At 34.0% G+C, this 20303-nt stretch carries 16 protein-coding genes; 10 read left to right on the top strand and 6 right to left on the bottom strand.

Going from position 1 to position 20303, the window contains the following annotated elements:
• Positions 1-47: 47 nt before the first annotated feature.
• Entirely contained in the window at positions 48-2486 is a 2439-nt protein-coding gene (locus tag C1H87_RS00080) for a YfhO family protein (RefSeq protein WP_102753859.1), read from the bottom strand.
• A gap of 35 nt (positions 2487-2521) precedes the next feature.
• Positions 2522-2803, bottom strand: a complete 282-nt coding sequence (locus tag C1H87_RS00075) for a DUF4834 family protein (protein ID WP_102753858.1) — start codon at positions 2801-2803, stop codon at positions 2522-2524.
• Between the two features lie 159 nt (positions 2804-2962).
• On the opposite strand from C1H87_RS00075, the gene C1H87_RS00070 reads away from it, so the two are divergent.
• Both C1H87_RS00070 and C1H87_RS00065 read left to right on the top strand, forming a co-directional pair.
• Positions 2963-3985 (top strand): transporter, encoded by a 1023-nt coding sequence (locus C1H87_RS00070; protein ID WP_102753857.1) that lies wholly within the window; start codon positions 2963-2965, stop codon positions 3983-3985.
• A 25-nt stretch (positions 3986-4010) separates the two neighbouring features.
• Positions 4011-5132, top strand: coding sequence for a GTP cyclohydrolase (locus C1H87_RS00065; protein WP_102753856.1), 1122 nt, complete (start codon positions 4011-4013; stop codon positions 5130-5132).
• A 150-nt stretch (positions 5133-5282) separates the two neighbouring features.
• Here C1H87_RS00065 and C1H87_RS00060 read toward each other — a convergent pair whose 3' ends face one another.
• From C1H87_RS00060 to C1H87_RS00050, 3 genes are all read right to left on the bottom strand, one after another.
• The gene (locus C1H87_RS00060; RefSeq protein ID WP_102753855.1) at positions 5283-6542 is read right to left on the bottom strand and encodes an aminotransferase class I/II-fold pyridoxal phosphate-dependent enzyme; all 1260 of its coding nucleotides are present in this window, start codon (positions 6540-6542) and stop codon (positions 5283-5285) included.
• A 252-nt stretch (positions 6543-6794) separates the two neighbouring features.
• Entirely contained in the window at positions 6795-7835 is a 1041-nt protein-coding gene (locus tag C1H87_RS00055) for a PLP-dependent cysteine synthase family protein (protein WP_102753854.1), read from the bottom strand.
• Positions 7836-7916: 81 nt separating this feature from the next.
• Positions 7917-9977 carry a S9 family peptidase gene (locus C1H87_RS00050; protein ID WP_233783268.1) on the bottom strand — a complete coding sequence of 687 codons (2061 nt, stop codon included), beginning with the start codon at positions 9975-9977 and terminating at the stop codon, positions 7917-7919.
• Between the two features lie 88 nt (positions 9978-10065).
• On the opposite strand from C1H87_RS00050, the gene C1H87_RS00045 reads away from it, so the two are divergent.
• Positions 10066-10389 carry a YbaB/EbfC family nucleoid-associated protein gene (locus tag C1H87_RS00045; protein ID WP_102753853.1) on the top strand — a complete coding sequence of 108 codons (324 nt, stop codon included), beginning with the start codon at positions 10066-10068 and terminating at the stop codon, positions 10387-10389.
• Between the two features lie 50 nt (positions 10390-10439).
• On the opposite strand, the gene C1H87_RS00040 is transcribed toward C1H87_RS00045, so the two are convergent.
• The gene (locus C1H87_RS00040) at positions 10440-11453 is read right to left on the bottom strand and encodes a threonine aldolase family protein (RefSeq protein WP_102753852.1); all 1014 of its coding nucleotides are present in this window, start codon (positions 11451-11453) and stop codon (positions 10440-10442) included.
• A gap of 393 nt (positions 11454-11846) precedes the next feature.
• Here C1H87_RS00040 and C1H87_RS00035 point away from each other — a divergent pair, with 393 nt between their 5' ends.
• The 7 genes from C1H87_RS00035 to C1H87_RS00005 all read left to right on the top strand — a co-directional run bounded on the left by C1H87_RS00035 (position 11847) and on the right by C1H87_RS00005 (position 19790).
• Positions 11847-12485: a response regulator transcription factor gene (locus C1H87_RS00035; RefSeq protein ID WP_102753851.1), complete on the top strand. Its 639-nt coding sequence runs from the start codon at positions 11847-11849 to the stop codon at positions 12483-12485.
• 408 nt (positions 12486-12893) lie between these two features.
• Entirely contained in the window at positions 12894-14405 is a 1512-nt protein-coding gene (locus C1H87_RS00030; protein ID WP_102753850.1) for a T9SS type A sorting domain-containing protein, read from the top strand.
• A gap of 307 nt (positions 14406-14712) precedes the next feature.
• Positions 14713-15823, top strand: a protein-coding gene (prfB, locus tag C1H87_RS00025; RefSeq protein ID WP_158655067.1) for a peptide chain release factor 2 whose coding sequence is annotated in 2 segments (ribosomal slippage) — positions 14713-14775 and positions 14777-15823 — 1110 coding nt in all. Because the reading frame shifts where the segments join, the coding sequence is not laid out codon by codon here.
• A 45-nt stretch (positions 15824-15868) separates the two neighbouring features.
• Positions 15869-16270: a hypothetical protein gene (locus C1H87_RS00020; protein WP_102753848.1), complete on the top strand. Its 402-nt coding sequence runs from the start codon at positions 15869-15871 to the stop codon at positions 16268-16270.
• Between the two features lie 23 nt (positions 16271-16293).
• Positions 16294-16911, top strand: coding sequence for an HAD family hydrolase (locus tag C1H87_RS00015; RefSeq protein WP_102758118.1), 618 nt, complete (start codon positions 16294-16296; stop codon positions 16909-16911).
• On the top strand, positions 16911-17252 hold the full coding sequence (gene arsC / locus C1H87_RS00010; protein ID WP_102753847.1) for an arsenate reductase (glutaredoxin): 342 nt from the start codon (positions 16911-16913) through the stop codon (positions 17250-17252). The genes C1H87_RS00015 and arsC overlap by 1 nt, the downstream gene beginning before the upstream one ends.
• Before the next feature lie 87 nt (positions 17253-17339).
• Positions 17340-19790 carry a TonB-dependent receptor domain-containing protein gene (locus C1H87_RS00005; RefSeq protein WP_102753846.1) on the top strand — a complete coding sequence of 817 codons (2451 nt, stop codon included), beginning with the start codon at positions 17340-17342 and terminating at the stop codon, positions 19788-19790.
• Positions 19791-20303 lie beyond the last annotated feature (513 nt).

The raw sequence follows: 20303 nt of genomic DNA, 5'->3' as shown, positions 1-20303 counted from the left end.
ACTTCGGCAGGAATCCTTAAACTATTTATTTTCAGCTTTTAAAATTCCTACTTCCGCAGGAATGACAAACCTTTAAATTCATAAAACAAACCACCCAGCAATAATATTCCAAACAAAATGGAACTCGCTAAAGCAATACGGCTACCAGTTTTAACAACATCCGGGTCAAACTTAAATTCTATAGTGTGGTTTCCTGCTGGTAACGGCATACCTCGTAATGTATAATTAACACGCATATAAGAAGTCTCTTCGCCGTTTATATACGTTTTCCAACCATTTCCATAGTACACTTCGGAAAAGACAGCAAACCCTTCGTTGGAATTCTCAGATTTATACTTTAAATAATTTGGTTTTACTTCAACCAAATTAATAGTGGCCAATGAGTCTACCGCATAATTAGGCTTTACATCTCCCCGCTTTTTCAAAGCTTTGTGTTGCGAATAAATAGCCATAACCTTGTTCGGTAGGCTATCCAATTGCTTGATTTCTTCATTTGCAGATTGAACTTCTTGCACATTCTTTACAAACCAGGCATTACCATTAGCTTGGTCGTTCTTATAAGAAAACAGAGCGTTTTTTTCATCTTGAGCAATAATATACTTGGTATTGAGCATATTAAGCACATTGATGTTGTTTTGAGATACATAAAAATCGAAAACCTCTCTATAACGCTTTAATTCCGCAGCATTGTAGCCATTTAACGAATTATGAAAGTACGAAGGCTTAGAAGGCCCCGAAACTAAATCGAATACTCTAAAATGCGTTTTGTCTTTTAAAATCTCTTTGTCTACTTCATTAGCTTCAAACGGCTTGTTTACTTTAATTGCCGATACAAAATCATCATTGTTCACATAGCGTCTATCTACACCTACCAAATCAAACAGAATGAGCGCACAAAATGCAGTTATCACCCATTTCTCTTTTAACTTATCTCGTAAAAACATAAAAATTGTACCTGCAGACAATAACACTAAAACCAATGTACGTAAAGTATCTTGAGTAAAAACAGCTTTCCTGTCTTCTTTAATACCTCTAATAAAATCCTGACCATAAGCCTGTATATACTGACCATCTCTCACCCCCACAAAGTCGAACAACGACGATTTAAACAGTAGAAACACAAGTGCCAAACCTCCTGTTATCGCAGTTGTAATTTTTAAAGCTTTTAGCTTCTCTTCTTTCTTCTCAAAATCGTTAAACAATCTAACTAATCCGAAAATGGCTAAAGCCGGAATACACAACTCCAAAATAACTTGAATAGAGCTTACAGCTCGAAACTTGTTGTATAACGGCACATAATCAATAAAGAAGTCTGTTAAAAAGCCCAAGTTCTTTCCGTAAGACAATAATAAAGACAGTAGAGTTCCTCCTACCAGCCACCATTTTAATCGCCCTTTAACCAGGAACAAGGCAAAAACGAACAAAAACAAAATAACAGCTCCAACATAAGCCGGTGCTTCTACAATAGGTTGTTTTCCCCAGTATAAAGGCGCTCGTTTCGATTCTTCCAAGGCTTGTGCTGTACTGGCTCCCAATTTTCTATAAGCCTCGTAAGTACCTGAATCCCTGCCTACATCTTCAAAGTTTCCGCCCCCCATAAACCTTGGTATAAAAAGGTTAAAGGTTTCAAGAATACCATAACTGTACGCTGTAATATAATCCCTATCTAAACCATTTGTTACTTGTTTTGGCGAGCCATCTGGATTTATGGTTAATTCACTTTTGCCACGTGTGCTTTCCTTTACATATTCTCGTGTTGCCATTATACCTGTAGCATTTAAGGCTATAGACAAAATAACTGCAGCAACTAAAACCCCTATGGATTTAAAATAATGTGGTAGTATTTTTTTTCTATACGCATCAACTAAATATACAATACCCAAAACAACAACCAGGAACAATAAATAGTAGGTCATTTGAAAATGGTTAGACACAAGCTCTAAGCCCATGGCAACAACCGTTAACAAGAACCCTAAAATATACTTCTTCTGAAAAACAAGCAAAATACCACTTAAAACCAAAGGCATATAAGCAATAGCATGTGCTTTACTATTATGTCCTACTCCTAGAATTATTATTAAATAGGTAGAAAAGCCAAAAGCAATAGCTCCAAGTGCTGCAAGTTTAAAATCGACTTTTAAAACCAATAACAGGATATAAAAACTTAAGAGGTACAAAAACAGATAATCTGCCGGACGCGGTAAGAATCGAAGTGCTGAGTCTAGCTTTTTAATATAATTATGAGGATACCTCGCTCCTAATTGATAGGTTGGCATACCCGCAAACGCACTATTTGTCCAATAAGTTTCTTCTCCCGTTTCTGCCTTAAAATCTTTTTGCTGCTTGCTCATGCCAATATATTGCATGATATCACTTTGGAAAATCTTTTCTCCTTTTAAAACCGGGCTAAAATATGCTAATGAAAGCACAATAAACCCTACTAAAATTAATACATGGGGAAGTATTCTTTTGACTGAAAATTGCATGGGGAAGTATCTGTTAAAAATAATGGTTGTGAAATTTAATCAATTTCTTCGAAATCGACATAATCTCCTACTTCTTTATTAGAGGTTCTTGTGTTTGGCATTTTATCGATGGTAACCTCACCTTCTTTTCTTGGTTTTTCTTTTTGCTGTCTTCCATACTGACCAAATTGATCACCAAAACGCTGTTCTGCTTTTTTAGCAACATATTTCATTAGAAACGGTGCAAACAAGCGAGATAGGATTTTCACCCCAAAGTAAATTAGGAGAATGATTAATATCATTCTAACAAAACCTGTTACAGATGCAAATTGTAGCATAAAAAATATTTTTAACAAAAATACAATTCTATATGTTTAAAAAACGTTCAAAAATGATAAAAAATGTATAAAATATCTATATTTGAAAAAGTCTTAGGACTTAAAAACAATAACTAAGTACTACTAAAATGCTACTAGTTGTAAACATAAACATTAATTATGAACTTGATTAAACCTACATTATGCTTGCTATTGACCTTGATTTCAATTCAAGCATATGGTCAATATACCAATGTTATAAACTCAAACAGACCTGGGGTGTCCAGAAGCGCCTTTTCCGTAGGCACCAACGTTGTTCAATTTGAAGTTGGTCCCTACCTTTCTAGAGAAAAAAGAACTCCTGCTGTTGCCTACGATGCTAATGGTTTCGGAGTTGATTTCGCTGCTAGATATGGATTATTATTAGAACAGCTTGAAATAAACATTGAAGGCACCTATCAAAACGATACAAAAACCCTATACGCTTCTGGGTTTTCTTCCGAAGAAAAACGATCTAACTTTAAAACACTAACATTAGGTGCCAAATATTTGGTTTACGATCCCTATAAAAACCCAGAAAACAGAAAACCAGACCTATACAGCTGGAGAGCCAATCACAGTTTTAAATGGCGTTCGTTAATTCCTGCTGTGGCAGTGTATCTGGGGGCACATTACGACACAAAAGACAATCCCTACTTAGCACCGGACGTAGAAGGATTTAGTCCGAAGATTATGGTAGCCACGCAGCACAATTTCCCGGGAGGATGGGTTTTTGTAATGAATTTTTCAAAAGATAGGATTGGAACCGATCAATCGGATTTTCAATACATACTAACATTAACACATTCTTTCAATCCGCAATGGGTTATATTTGCTGAAACCCAAGGTATTAAGAGTGATGTTTATGCCGATAATCTTTTTAGATTAGGAGGTGCCTATTTATTAAACAAAGATCTTCAACTAGATACAGCCATAACGTTTAATGCCAAGGACACACCTTCTGTTTTTGGAGCTAATCTTGGCGTATCTTATAGATTGGATTTTCATAAAGATAAAGAAGTAAAACGTGAAAAAATAGACAACGGTAATTCTGCCAAAGAAGAAGGCAAAAGAAAATCGAGACGAAACAAAAAGAACCAAACCGACCTACCCGGTAAAACCAAAAAACGAAAACGAAACGATATAGATTTTGACGATAATTAAAAATCGGATATCTATATAATTACTTATGATAATACTTAAAGAAGTACAGACAAAAAAAGAGCTTAAAGCTTTTGTGAAATTTCCATTTAAGCTGTTTAAAAATTCCAAATATTGGGTTCCTCCAATTATAAGTGAAGAAATTAAAACTTTAGATAAAACAGAAAACCCGGTATTCAATGATGCGGAAGCCAGAATGTTTTTGGCTTATAAAAACAATGAAATTGTAGGCCGTATAGCGGCTATCATTAATTGGATAGAAGTAAAAGATCAAGCCGTAAAAAAAATGCGCTTTGGTTGGTTTGATGTTATTGACGATATTGATGTTACAAAAGCTTTACTCGATAAGGTTATAGAGATAGGCAAAGAAAAAAACCTCGATTTCGTTGAAGGTCCGGTTGGTTTTTCTAATCTTGACAAAGTGGGTGTACTAACTGAAGGGTTTGACCAAATAGGAAACATGATTACCTGGCACAGCCACTCATATTATGCAGATCACTTAAGGGAACTAGGTTATGATGTTGCCAAATCGTATTCTGAAAACATCATGAATTTTCAGAATATGGATTCCAGTTTTTTTGTTAGAATGCAAGGCATTATAAAAAAGCGCTATCAGCTTAAAGCCCTTTGCTTTACAAAAAACAAAGACATTCTCCCATATACAGACGAGATGTTTGATGTATTTTCTAAATCGCACGAAGTCCTGTCTTCTTTTGTTAAAATAAATGATGAGCAACGCGAATATTTCAAGAAAAAATTCATCGGATTCCTTAATCCGGAATATGTAAAATTTGTTTTGGACAAAGACGACAAACTAGTCGGTTTTGGTATTGTTACACCATCTTACGCTAAAGCTTTACAGAAAATGAAGGGTAAACTATTCCCTTTTGGAATAATTCATTTACTACGCGCTAAGAAGCATGCTAAAACAGTTACTTTTTATTTAATAGGTATTTTACCAGAATATCAAAATAAAGGTGTAACCGCTATTATTTTTGATGAGTTTTATAAAACATTTAAAGAAAAAAATATAGAATGGTGCGTAAGAGGTCCAGAACTAGATGACAACGTTGCCATTCAAAAAATATGGAAAAACTTCAATCCAGTCGTCAATAAAAGGCGCTGTACTTTTAAAAAGGATATTGCATAAAAAGAGAGCGTCTAAAAAGTGTTGAATGTCATTTTGAGCGCAGTCGAAAAATCTCAACATTCTAATAAACTCGTGTTTATTTTTTGAGATTCTTCACTTTGTTCTGAATGACACTTTTTAGACGCTCTTTTTTATTATTTTAAAACACTACTACTCCCTCATCGCTTCCATTAGCGAAGCAGATAAGCGTTTGTATGTTCCATTTTTTAGTCGAGTACGTATAGCTTCAAAAGCAGCTAAAGTTTCAGCAACGTCTTCTAAAGTATGTGTAGCTGTAGGTATGAGTCTTAAAAGAATCAAACCTTTTGGAATTACCGGATAAACCACTATAGAACAGAATATGCCATAATTCTCACGTAAATCTCTAACTAAGGCCATGGCTTCCGGAATACTTCCTTTTAAATACACAGGTGTTACACAACTTTGGGTTGTTCCTATGTCGAAACCGCGATCTTTTAATCCAGATTGTAACGCATTTACATTTTCCCAAAGCTTATTCTTTAGTTCTGGCATAGTTCTAAGCATTTCTAAACGCTTTAAAGCACCAACAACCAATTGCATTTGCAATGATTTTGCAAACATTTGAGAACGTAAGTTATATTTCAAATAATCAATTATTTCTTGATCTCCAGCTATAAACGCTCCTGTACTTGCTAACGATTTTGCAAATGTGGCAAAATACACATCAATATCGTTCTGTACACCTTGCTCCTCTCCTGCTCCAGCTCCTGTTGCTCCCAACGTACCAAAACCATGAGCATCATCAACAAATAATCTAAAGTTATATTTCTGTTTAAGCGCTACAATCTCCTTTAACCGTCCTTGTTCACCTCGCATTCCAAAAACACCTTCAGAGATTACTAAAATCCCTCCTCCGGTTTGTTCTGCCATTTTAGTAGCTCTATCTAAGTTCTTTTCTAAACTTTCAACGTCGTTGTGTTTATAAGTAAAACGTTTACCCATGTGCAAACGAACCCCATCAATAATGCAAGCGTGTGCATCTACATCATAAACTATAATATCGTCTTTAGATACGAGTGCATCAATAGTAGACACCATACCTTGATATCCAAAATTTAATAGGTAGGCTGCTTCTTTACTTACAAAAGAAGCTAATTCGTCTTGCAACTTTTCATGTAAATCGGTATGTCCAGACATCATTCTAGCTCCCATCGGATAGGCAGAACCATATTGAGCAGCTGCTTCTGCATCTACTTTTCTTACCTCAGGATGATTAGCTAATCCTAAATAATCATTAATACTCCAAGTAATAACATCTTTTCCTTGAAATTTCATGCGATTTGAAATTTCTCCTTCCAATTTAGGGAATACAAAGTAACCTTCGGCTTGGGAAGCCCATTTTCCTAATGGCCCTTTGTCCTTATAAATTTTCTCAAATAAATCTTTCATTTATTATAATCTTATTGCTATTAAAACTAAGACATAACCACACAGATGCATTTGCTTTTGAGGGATAACAAAAACAAATTATAATGTTTAAGCATATTTCATGAAGCTTTTTGTTCTTAGTTAGTTATTGCAAAATTAAATATTTATATCGTTTGAGCATAATTTTTACCGCTCAAATATTGATAAAATAAAAAAAGAGATATTATTTTGCCTTTATGACAAAATAATATCTCCTCAAAGTTTTGATTTATATTACTTTATATACTGAATGTTTTGCGCAGCAGCTTCATTTTTACTATCAAAAAAGCCTTGTTCGTTCATCCATTTATCGCTATATACTTTGCTCATATACCTCGATCCGTGATCTGGAAAAATGACAACTACATTATCTCCTTTTTTAAATTCTCCCTGCTCCCCTAGTTGTTTAATAGCTTGCATTACTGCACCAGAAGTATAACCAACAAACAAACCTTCTGTTTTAGCTATTAATCTAGCAGAATGAGCGCTTTCTTCATCGGTTACCTTTACAAATTCGTCAATAGCATCGAAATCTGTAGCGGTTGGGATCAAGTTTTTCCCTAAACCTTCTATTCTATATGGATAAATTTCCTTTTCGTCGAATTCTCTAGTTTCGTGGTATTTTTTAATAACAGAACCAAAAGCATCTACTCCTATTACTTTAATGTTAGGGTTTTGCTCTTTTAAATATCTAGCCGTACCAGAAATCGTTCCTCCGGTTCCACTACATGCTACTAAGTGAGTTATTTTACCATCTGTTTGGTTCCAAATTTCTGGACCGGTAGAATTGTAGTGTGCATCAACATTTAACTCATTGAAATATTGGTTAATGTACACAGAACCTTTTATCTCTTCGTGCAAGCGCTTAGCCACTTGATAATACGATCTTGGATCGTCTGCACTTACATGTGCCGGGCACACATAAACTTTAGCTCCCATGGTTTTAAGCATGTCTATTTTATCCGCCGAAGATTTAGAACTCACGGCTAGAACACAATCGTATCCCTTTATAATACTTACCATAGCTATACTAAATCCAGTATTACCCGAAGTCGTTTCTATAATCGTATCGCCTGGAGATAAAATTCCTTTTTTCTCTGCTTGTTCTATAATGTAAAGTGCTATTCTGTCTTTTGAAGAATGTCCTGGATTAAAGGCTTCTACTTTTGCGTAAAAGTTCCCTTTAAACTTGGCGGCTATTTTATTAAGTTTAATAAGTGGTGTATTACCTATTAAATCTAATACATTGTCAAAAACCTGGTTTCTGTGTTTCATAAATGCTTTTTATAAGCTTAGGTAATATTACTAAAAATATTTAAAACCTAAAACCTGACAAAAATAAAACAATTTTTCATATTACCTATTAATTCCTTCTAAATCTAGTAAAAACGCGTATTCTAACGAAATTTCCTTCAAGCTTTCAAAACGCCCGGAAGCGCCCCCATGACCAGAATTCATGTCTATATGTAATAACAATTTATTAGTGTCTGTTTTCAACTCCCTAAGTTTTGCCACCCATTTTGCAGGTTCCCAATATTGCACTTGCGAATCATGCAAGCCCGTTGTAACTAACATATTGGGATAACTTTTGGCTTCTACATTATCGTAGGGCGAATACGATTTCATGTATTTATAATATTCTAAATTGTTCGGATTCCCCCATTCGTCGTACTCTCCTGTTGTTAGCGGAATACTTTCATCAAGCATGGTTGTAACCACATCTACAAAAGGAACGGCTGCTAAAACACCATTATATAGCTCTGGATTCATATTAATAACAGCTCCCATTAACAAACCTCCAGCAGAACCACCGTAAGCATATAAATGCTTTTCTGATGTATATTGCTGTTCTATTAAATATTTTGAACAATCGATAAAATCGCTAAATGTATTTCGTTTGGTAAGTAATTTTCCGTTTTCATACCAATGCCTTCCTAAATATTCGCCGCCTCTTACATGGGATATGGCATAAACAAAGCCCCTATCTAATAAACTTAAGCGAATACTCGAAAACGAAGGATCGACCGTTGCACCATACGATCCATAAGCATATTGTAATAAGGGGTTGGTTCCATCTAGCTTAATACCTTTTTTATAAACTAAGGATATTGGCAATTTTACACCATCTCTAGCAGTTGCCCAAATTCGCTTAGATTCGTAGTTGTTTTTATCAAATTTACCGCCTAATACGACCTGCTCTTTCTTAATATCCTTTTGTTTTGTCTTGAAGTTATAATCGATAACTGCACTTGGAGAGGTCAAGGAATTAAACCCATAACGTAAAGTCTCACTATCGAAGTCAGGGTTATTTCCTATATACATCGTATAAGTTTCCGAATTAATAGGTAGTTTATAATCTTCTTTTCCATCCCAACTAATAATCCGTAAGCTATTGAGTCCGTTTTCACGTTCATTAACAACCAAATAGTCTTTAAAAATCTCGATATCTTCCAATAAAACAGTATCTCTATGAGGAATAACCTCTTGCCAATGTTCTTTTTGGGTGGTTGTTTCCTTTGTTTTAAGTAATTTAAAGTTTGTTGCCCCATCGCTATTGGCTATAACATAGAAGTGATCCTTAAAATGGGAAATACTATAATCCAACTTACGAACACGGTCTTGAAACACCTTAAATTCACCATCTGGTGTATTGGCATTTAAAATTCTATACTCTGTAGTTAGCGTACTCGAAGACCCAATAATAATATACTTTTTCGACTTTGTTTTATATACAAAGGTGTTAAAGGTTTCATCTGCTTCATAATAAACTTCAATATCGTCTTTTGCGTCTGTATGCAGTTTATGCTTAAAAATTTTATGAGAACGTAAAGTAAGTTCGTCTTTAACAGAATAAAACAGCGTTTTATTGTCGTTTGCCCACGTAACCGATCCTGTAGTACTTAAAATCTTGTCTGAATAGACTTCACCAGTGATCAAATTTTTAATTTGGATGGTATATTGCCTTCTACTTACAGTATCTGTAGAAAAAGCCGCCAATGTGTTGTCGGGACTTATAGCAATGCCTCCTAAATTAAAATAGGCATGCTCTTTTGCCATATCGTTACAATCGAATAAAACCTCTTCCTCGGCATCTAAACTGCCTTTTTTACGAATATAAATGGGATAATCACCACCTTTTTTATAACGCGTAATGTACCAATAGCCATTAAGCTTGTAGGGTACTGTAGTATCATCTTCCTTTATACGCCCTTTCATTTCTTCAAACAGTTCTTTTTGAAAAGCTTCTGTATGCGCCATGATGCCTTTGGTATAATCGTTTTCGGCATTTAAATAATCTATAACCTCTGGGTTCTCTCTTTCATTTAGCCAATAATAGTTATCAATACGCGAATCGTCATGTATTGAAAGTATTTTAGCTTTCTTAGCTGCTACTGGGGTTTGAATTGTGTTTTTCAAAAAAGATGTATTTATTCTTAAAATTTAAGCCCCCAAAAATAGAAAAATTAAATAGTTTTGTAACACACAATAACCAATTAATAAAATTATGTTTGGAGATATGATGGATATGATGGGCAAACTTAAGGAGGCCCAGAAAAAAGTTGAAGAAACTAAAAAACGTCTAGATACTGTTTTAATTGACGAAGCTAGTAACGATGGTAAACTTAAAGTGACGCTTACAGCTAACAGAACAATTAAGTCTATCGAAATTGATGACGAATTACTTGCCGATAAGGAACAACTGGAAGACTACCTTATTCTCACTTTGAATAAAGCCATTGAAAATGCAACTAAGGTTAACGAAGCCGAATTAGCTGCTGTTGCTAAAGAAGGGATGCCTAATATTCCCGGAATGGATATGTTTAAATAAACCTTTTCGGGGTAAACTCCAAGAAGATGTGAAGCTGGTTTTTGGAGGATTTAGCTCCGTAGTGTACTCAAAAGTTTATCGTGCATCGCATTTGTATAGTCTAAATGCGTAACCATTCGTAGCTTGTTACTTCCCATACTTATAATGTGGATGTTTTTGGCTGCTAATTTTTGTACAAAGGTATTTTCATTTACGTCTGCGTTTAATTCAAAAATTACGATATTCGTTTCAACCGGTTCAACTGTTTTTATCATGGATAAGTTAGAAAGGGTCTCTCCTATTTCTTTTGCCTTCTTATGATCTTCCGCTAGTCTTTCTATGTTGTGATCTAAGGCGTAAAGTCCTGCAGCAGCCAAATAACCCGCCTGTCGCATATTACCTCCAAAAATCTTTCTAATGCGTATAGCATGTTTCATAATATCTGCATCACCTACCAGAACAGAGCCTATAGGACATCCTAAACCTTTGCTTAAGCATACCGAAATAGTATCGAACACCTCTCCGTATTGCTCCGTCGTTTCATTTTTAGCCACTAAAGCATTCCATAAGCGCGCACCGTCCAGATGAAATCCAAGACTGTTTTCATCGCAAATGGTTCTTATTTTTTTTATTTCGTTAAAATCCCAACATGCACCACCTCCTTTATTTGTGGTGTTTTCAATCTCTACCAAACTTGTAAGACTATAATAATAAGCCTCAGGGTTTATTGCCTCTAAAACTTGTTCGGCTTTAAACATCCCCCTGTTACCATCTATAAGTTTACAGGAAATACCACTATTAAAAGAAGCGCCACCAGACTCATAATTATAAATATGGGCGTATTTATCGCAAATAACCTGATCTCCGGGATTTGTATGCAGTTTCAATGCCGTTTGGTTCGCCATAGTTCCGCTGGGGAAAAACAGAGCATCACTTTTCCCGAACATGTTTGCTATACGCTGCTCCAATTCATTAACAGTTGGGTCTTCTCTAAACACATCATCACCAACTTTTGCCTGCATCATAGCATCAAGCATATCTTTTGTTGGTTTTGTAACGGTATCGCTTCTTAGGTCAATGGTCATTTAAATATTTTGTGTAGTTCAAAAAACATCCAAAACTATCAAATATTTATAAATTATATACAATCCTAGAGAGACAATTTAAAAATTAGAATATTAACTCTTGATTACCATTATTCTGTACAATGTTTATAAAATATATACTGCTAGGTAACTGTGATAAAATTAGATTTTTGAGCGGTCTCTTTTAAGCATGTAAGATAACTTATTAAAACAGATACCTCTAGGAAACATAATAAGCTTAAAGAGCTAATAGAATGAATTAGTTCATATTTTTTTTCAAAGACACACTTAAATTTTTAATTCAAATTAAAAAAAAGGATTTTTTGACAAACAACTTTAACAATTAAGGCTTTATTTTCGACCAAAAATACACGTTCCAAAAAAGTGGAAAATATGATGGAGAAACCTACTTTTTTAATTCTTCTATCCTCATTGAAGAATATTTTACTTATGGAAGATTATAAAATTGTTGCGAAATATTGCAAAACTTTTATTAATACTTCAAGCGATTTTAAGGTAGTTGGAGGCTACAACAACTATGAAGACGCATTCAAAGATATTATAACCTTTCAGCCCGATTTTGTATTGAGAGATATTATCCTGCCAGGTAAGTATGGTATTGAAGAGATTAAAAAAGTTTTAAAAAGTAAAGTGCATGCAATTGTTGCACTACATGAAAATCCCCAGCATGTTTTTGATACATTAAGTAGTGAAACCTTAGATTATTTAAGTAAAAGAGATAGTGAAAAATCCTTAATTGCGTCTTTATACCAAAGCAAAGATGGAGGCACCCCAACATGTATTAACATAGCAAAAATAGCCGTAGAGTCTTTTAGAGAAAAAAGGTTTGACGTACTTACCGACCGTGAAAACGATGTACTTACTTTATTGGCGGAAGGCAAAAGTTATGTCGACATTGGCATATCTCTTCACTTGAGTATAAATACCATAAAGTTTCATTTAAGGAATATTTATGAAAAATTGAATGTGTCTAAAAAATCGGAAGCTATAGCTCTATTTAAAAATAAATAATATACAAATGTATTGCTTTTACATACTTCATTCATTTATGCTTAAAGCCTGATTTATAAACTTTGGTAAAAAGCAGTTATCTAAATACACTTATAAACACATGTAAACTATAAAACTACCTATTTCGGGTGGGTTTTTATTATTAGAAACCATTTAATTTTGATTAAATTTTAAATTTATTTTTTGCCTATTACGAACACTCGAAACTTCAATTTTCATATAAGAATACGCAATATTATAAGTCATGGTATAGCTAAAATTTTAACCACAAAAACCAATGGAAAATATTCATTACTGGTTATCTCTAGAACCTTTGGCTTTTTTAACTTTTATATTAATAGAAATCACAGAATTAGTCTCTGAAGGTGATTTACATATTAATTATTTTATAAAAACGAAAAAGAAAAAATGAAAAAATCAACTCTAACTTTAAGCTTATTACTTTTTTTACAAATACTTAACGCACAATGGCAACAAATTGGAAACAATATAGAAAGCTCCGATATGCCATTAAATTTTGGTAATAATATTAGCCTTAGTGGTAATGGAAATACACTAGCCGTGTTAAAAACAATTAGGTCTTTAGATGGAGGTGTTAGTAGAGATCATGGATATGTTGAAATATTCAATAATGAGAATCAATCATGGACACAAATCGGAACTATTGGTTCTACAAATGAGCCAAATAAATCCTTTGGTAGTTCTTTAGCTATCAATGAAGACGGTTCGGTTGTTGTAATTGGAGTTTCCTTTGCAGATGACAACGGCAGCGCCTCTGGTAAAGCAATGGTATACAGACACATAAACAATTCCTGGGTATTAGTCGGATCTCCAATTATTGGGGAATTCGAAGGGGATAGATTTGGATCTTCAGTTGCTATTAATGATGACGGAACTATTGTTGCCATTGGCGCAGAAGACAATAATGGTGGAGACACGAATAAAAACGGTGTAGGACATGTAAGGGTTTTTCATTATGAAAATAATGATTGGGTACAAATAGGAGCCGATATAAATGGTGAAAAATCATTTGAATCATTCGGGGAATCGCTAAGTATGAATGCAGATGGCTCTGTAATAGCTGTAGGTAATACTTTTTTAGAATATAGAAATAATATATTCTTAGAAACACAAAAGGTTAAAATATTTAGAAACATAAATAATAACTGGACACAGATAGGTAATGATTTATCCATTAGGGTAAGAGATGGAATAGCCTACAGCAAAAAACTATCTATTAGCATGAATAACCTAGGTGATATTGTAGCTATTGGAACGGCGGGAGCAGATACTAACGGTAAATCCAATAATGTAGGTGAAGTAAAAATATTTAGAAATACGAATAACAATTGGAACCTTATAGGTTCACCTATTTATGGAACGCAAGAAAATGGCCAATTTGGTCAATCTGTAAGCATTAATTCCAACGGCTCTATTTTAGCTGTCGGAAGTACATCTATTAATAGTGATTCAGGGCTAGGTTCCGGTCAAGTTCGTATATACAAAAACCTAAATGAAAAATGGGTTCAAATAGGAGAAAATATAAATGGAGAAGCCCCAGAACATAGAATGGGTGTTGTAAGCATAAGTTCCAACGGTTCTGTAGTTGCTACTGGAAATTCATCTTCTCTAGATGAAAAATATGTTAAAGTATTTAATAATCAAGATGTATTATCTATCGACAATAAAACTTTGATTGATGGTGTATCTCTTTACCCAAATCCTGCTAGCAACAAACTTTTTGTTACTTCTAAGCAGCCTATAAATCACATGAGCTTATACACCATTCATGGAGCTTTAATTAGTGAGGCAAATAGTGATAATGCTATTGATGTATCACAACTCGCGAATGGGGTTTACCTAATAAAAATAAACACTATTAATAGCAACATTACAAAACGATTTATTAAGAATCGATAATTATTGAAGGTCTAAAAAAGTAAGTTTAATCTATGGAATTCCTCGAGGTTCTACCTCGGGGTAGTTCATTATTATTCTACTTACTTTTTAGACCTTTTTTCTATTTAAAAAACGCTCTAACCAATATCTAAAATAAATATTTAGGTACATACTTCTTACTAGGATTCAATATTAAATAACATAGAGCAATTAAGAGGCTTAATATTAAGCACCCAATAAACCTGATGAAAAAGTAGGGTTTTCCATTACCAAAATTATATTTTTAAATAGGTGAATAAATCCTATTTTTGTTCAAAATAAAATAATTATGATTACTTCAGATCAAATTAAAGATCTTAATACCCGCCTTGACAAACTAAGGCACTATCTTTGACGTAGATGCCAAACTAGTAGAGATACAAAACGAGGAAGAACAAACCTTCGATCCGAATTTCTGGAACGACCCAAAAGCTGCAGAAACGATTATGAAATCGCTTCGAGTTAAGAAAAAATGGGTTGAAGACTACAATAAAATTAAAACGCTTGTTGAAGATTTAGAGGTTCATTACGAGTTTTTTAAAGAAGGGGAATCTACCGCAGAAGATGTAGAAAAGTTGTATGATGATGCTTCTGTTTTTCTAGAAAACATAGAGTTTAAAAACATGTTGTCGGATGAAGGTGATAGCCTAAGTGCTGTTTTACAAATTACAGCCGGTGCTGGTGGTACCGAAAGCTGTGATTGGGCCAGTATGCTAATGCGTATGTACTTAATGTATGCCGAAAAAAATGGTTTTAAAGTAAAGGAACTTAACTTTCAGGAAGGCGATGTTGCTGGTATAAAAACCGTTACTTTAGAAATTGAAGGCGATTTTTCCTTTGGTTGGCTAAAAGGTGAAAATGGGGTACATCGTTTGGTAAGAATTTCACCGTTTGATAGTAATGCGAAGCGACACACCAGTTTTGCTTCTGTTTATGTATATCCTTTGGTAGACGATACTATTGAAATAGAGATCAACCCGGCAGATATAGAAATTACAACAGCCAGATCTAGTGGCGCCGGCGGACAAAATGTTAATAAGGTTGAAACCAAGGTGCAATTAACGCATAAACCAACCGGTATTCAAATATCTTGTTCCGAAACAAGATCACAGCACGATAACAGAGCCCGTGCCATGCAAATGTTGAAATCGCAGTTGTATGAAATCGAGCTTCAAAAACAATTAGCACAACGCGACGACATTGAAGCAGGTAAAATGAAGATTGAATGGGGAAGCCAGATCCGAAATTACGTTATGCACCCGTACAAGCTCGTAAAAGATGTTAGAACAGCTCACGAAACAGGAAATGTTGATGCCATTATGGATGGCAATATTGAAGCGTTTTTAAAATCTTATTTAATGATGATGGGACAAAAAGTTGAAGATGATGGTCAATTATAAAATATTAATACGCAATTCAGTATAAATAATTAATTTAGAAATGTTATGAAAATAGTATTGTTTTTTATTGTTTTAGCTTCTTCTGTCGTTAGCTACGGTCAACATGATCATAAAATTTCCACTATTGATTTTGTTCAAATTTTAAATGATAACAAAAAAGAAGCCATATACTACTATCAAAACAATTGGAAAGTACTTAGAAACATGGCTATTGAAAAAAAGTATATCGAGTCATTTCAAATCTTGGAAACATCAGCAAATGAAGCCGCTCCGTTTCATTTAATGCTTATTACTACTTATTTAAATGAAGAACAATATAAGCTTAGGGAAGATCATTTTTCTGAATTAATAAAAGAAAAAGGTAAGTTAAAATTATTGAATGATAAAAAACCTGGAGCGTTTAGAAAAGTATTATATAGTAAAGAAAGAAGTCTCCATTGGAAATAAAAAAATATTGCTTAAAACAACAAATGAATAAAATTGATACCATAATTTTCGATCTTGGTGGGGTTTTAATAGATTGGAACCCCGAATACGTTTTTTTAGATGAATTTAATGGCGATCGTGAAAAGATGCAATGGTTTTTCGATAACATCTGCACGTACGATTGGAATGAGAATCAAGATGCGGGATACCCCATAGCTAAAGCAACAGAAGATCGTGTTGCCCTTTTTCCAGAACATGAAACCTTAATTAGAATGTATTATGGAAGATGGATAGAAATGCTAGGGGAAGCTATAAACGGCACCGTAGACATTCTTGAATCCCTTATAAAATCTAAAAAGTATAAAGTTGTAGCCTTAACTAATTGGAGTAGCGAAACCTTCCCTATCGCTCAAGAGAGATTTGAGTTTTTGCAATGGTTTGAAGGTATTATTGTTTCTGGTGAAGAAAAAACCAGAAAACCTTTTAATGAAATCTATAATATTACTCTAAACCGGTTTGATATTACTGCAGAAAAATCGGTTTTTATCGACGATAACTTAAGGAATATCGAAGCAGCCAATGCTCTAGGTATTAATGGCATTCAGTTTAAATCTCCAGAACAGCTTATACAACAACTAAAAAACTATAACATCGATTTATAATGATAAAAATATACCATAATAACCGTTGCAGCAAATCGCGTTGCGGACTGGAAATACTTGAAAAATCTGATAAAGAGTTCGAAGTCGTAAAATATCTGGAAAATGTTCCAACTCATAACGAGTTAAAAGATCTAATAGCTTTATTAGGTATAAAGCCTATCGAATTAGTTAGAAAAAATGAAGCCATCTGGAAAGAATCATTCAAAGGCAAAGAATTAAGTGATGACGAAATCATTACAGCCATGACAGAAAACCCTAAATTAATAGAACGCCCAATCGTTATAAATGGTAAAAAAGCTGTTATTGGTAGGCCTCCGGAAAAAATATTGGACATAATTTAAGGAAATCCGCTTTCTTATTAACACAATTTTAACCATACGCCATTAAACCTTAAGTTACTTTTGTTGTTTAAATACTAAACACAATTAATGTCTAAATTTACTCTAACCGGTTTAATGCTTTTCTTTGGTATGCTTACAACTTATGCGCAACCAAAAAATAAAGAGGTTAATACAGCTTCTGCAATATCTAAGGATGTAACAATAAAAGGAAAAGTTGTTGATAAAGAAACCAAGGATCCTCTGGAATATGCAACAGTTTCGTTTTTTAGCAAACAAAAAAATAAAATTGTAGCCGGGGGAATTACAGATATTAATGGCGCATTTAGCATTCCTGTTCCTCAGGGCGTTTACGACATCTCAATTGAATACATTTCGTTTAAAACACAAAAGATTGAAAACAAGAAAATTATATCCAATACAAACCTAGGGGTCTTTTTTTTAGAAATCGATTTAGCGGCTCTCGATGAAGTTGAAATTGTTGCTGAACGTACTACGGTTGAAATTAAACTTGACAAGAAAATATACAACGTTGGTAAAGATCTTACCGTCAGTGGTGGTAATGTTAGCGATGTTTTAGATAACGTTCCCTCTGTTTCTGTTGATGGAGAAGGTAATATATCATTAAGAGGAAACGATAATGTACGTATTCTTATAAATGGAAAACCTTCCGGATTGGTTGGTTTAAATTCTACAGATGCCTTAAGACAACTACCCGCAGAATCTATTGAAAAGGTCGAAGTAATAACATCACCATCTGCCAGATATGAAGCAGAAGGTACCGCTGGTATATTAAACATTATTTTACGTCGTAGTAAATTACAAGGACTCAATGGTTCTGTAACGGCTAATGCTGGTCATCCAGACGCAGCAGGAATTTCTGGAAATATAAATTACAGAACAGGAGATGTAAACTTTTTTAGCACCACGTCATATGCATACAACGAACGCTTAGGGTATTGGTACAATAATGTAAAATATAACGACATTGACACTCCAGATTTAGATGAAAAAAGAAACTGGACCGATATACGAAAAGGCCTCACTACAAACACAGGTATAGAATGGTACATAAACGACTCTGCATCATTAACCACAGCCGTAGTATATAGTAATAATAATAGTGATGATCGTTCCGTAAATAACCTGGTTCAATTAGATAAAAACACAGGTAATACTACTAGAAATCTTAGACTCAATCCTGAATTAGGAAATAATGAAAACATACAGTATTCTGTGAATTTTGTAAAAGACTTTGATAAAAGCGATCATAAATTAACTTTCGATTTTCAATACGAAGACACCAATAACGATGTGAATTCCATAATAAATCTTGATGCTGTAGATACCGAATTGGTTAGTGATTTTAGAGATCAAACCCAAATTCTTTTACAAAGCGATTATGTTTTACCAATTGGAGAAATGAGTCAGTTTGAAATGGGATATCGTGGTGATTTTAGAACCAATATAACCGATTTTAGAGTTGATACATTAAATGTAAGCACCAATACATTTGAAATAAACAGGAACCTTACTAATGTTTTCAATTTTAAACAATACATTACTGCTGCTTATGTACAGTTTGGCAGTAAAATAAAAAAGTTTTCATATTTGTTGGGCTTACGTCTTGAAAATACCAAAACAACTATAGACCAACCCACAACTGGCGACTTTAATAGAAAAAACCTAACGGGTTTATTTCCTACGGTTAACCTAAATTATGAAATGAGTGATGATGAAAGTATTTCCCTTGGTTATAATCGAAGACTAAGAAGACCACGAGGTTTTATGCTTAACCCCTTCCCTTCCAGATCGAGTATAACCAATGTATTTCAAGGAAACCCAGATTTAGACCCTACTTATACCGATAGATTTGAATTGGGCTACCTAAACAGGTTTAACAAGTTTACATTAAGTTCTGCTTTATACTATGCGCATTCTGAAAATGTTATGACTTTTATAAGTAGGAGAACAGGGAAAACCGTTATGATTAATGATAGAGAATTTCCAGTTATTGAGAGAGGTCCTGTAAACCTAGCAACAGATAAGCGATACGGTTTCGAATTTAATTTAAACTATAGTCCTTCGCGAAAATGGCGTATTAATACAGACTTTAATGTTTTTAAATTTGAAAGAAATGGCAGTTTTAACGACGTTACTATTGAAGCCGATAACTTAACGTGGAGAGGCAGATTAACCAATAAGTTAACATTACCTTATAAAATAGATTGGCAAACGAGTATGAATTATAGAGGCCCTAGTCAGGATTCCCAAAACGACCGGAAAGGCGTGCTAACTACTAATCTAGCTTTTAGTAAAGACCTATTTAAGGAAAAAGCTTCTATTGCATTTAATATTAGGGACGTGTTTAATAGTAATATTTTTAAAAACCATATTACGACAGATACCTTCACTACAGATCAGCAAGTTCAATTTAGGGGGGGACGTATTTATAACATATCCTTTACTTACAGGTTTAATCAACAAAAGAAGCGGGAACGTAACGGTGATTTTAATGGCGGTGGCGGTGTAGAAATGTAATCTACTTTAGCATCAAAGATTAATTTAATACACAAATTGATACGAATAATTAGTCAATTTAAACTCTAATTTACATTTCGATGAGATTCCCTGCCTGTGGCAGCTGCGGTGTATCCACATCTTTTTAATCAAGCCACGAATTACACAAATTTACATGAATAAAGCCTCAATATGATAGGTAACTCTCTATACTATTCATAATCACGAATCAGACTTTCTGTCTGTTTTCACAATCTAAACCCGATTTAATTCTATTATATTCCTATACTTTGATTTATTAATAAGTAAACACAAATTACTTATTTGTAAATAATTTATATTTAGAACCGTTTGTGATAATTCGTGAGATTAGTGTCCATCTTTGTAAAACTATTATTTAATATGCCGCCATATTTGTGGGTACACCATAGCTGTGGTAGGTAGGTTAGCTTGCTTCAACTTTAGTTTATCTTGAGCGAAGCCTAAAGGCTCAGCACGGACTATTCTCTGAATGACATCCATAAAAAAAGGAAG

Source organism: Flavivirga eckloniae, assembly GCF_002886045.1.
Lineage (GTDB): Bacteria > Bacteroidota > Bacteroidia > Flavobacteriales > Flavobacteriaceae > Flavivirga > Flavivirga eckloniae.
Note: the sequence above shows the minus strand (reverse complement) of the source record. Positions and strands in the feature narration are given on the sequence as shown.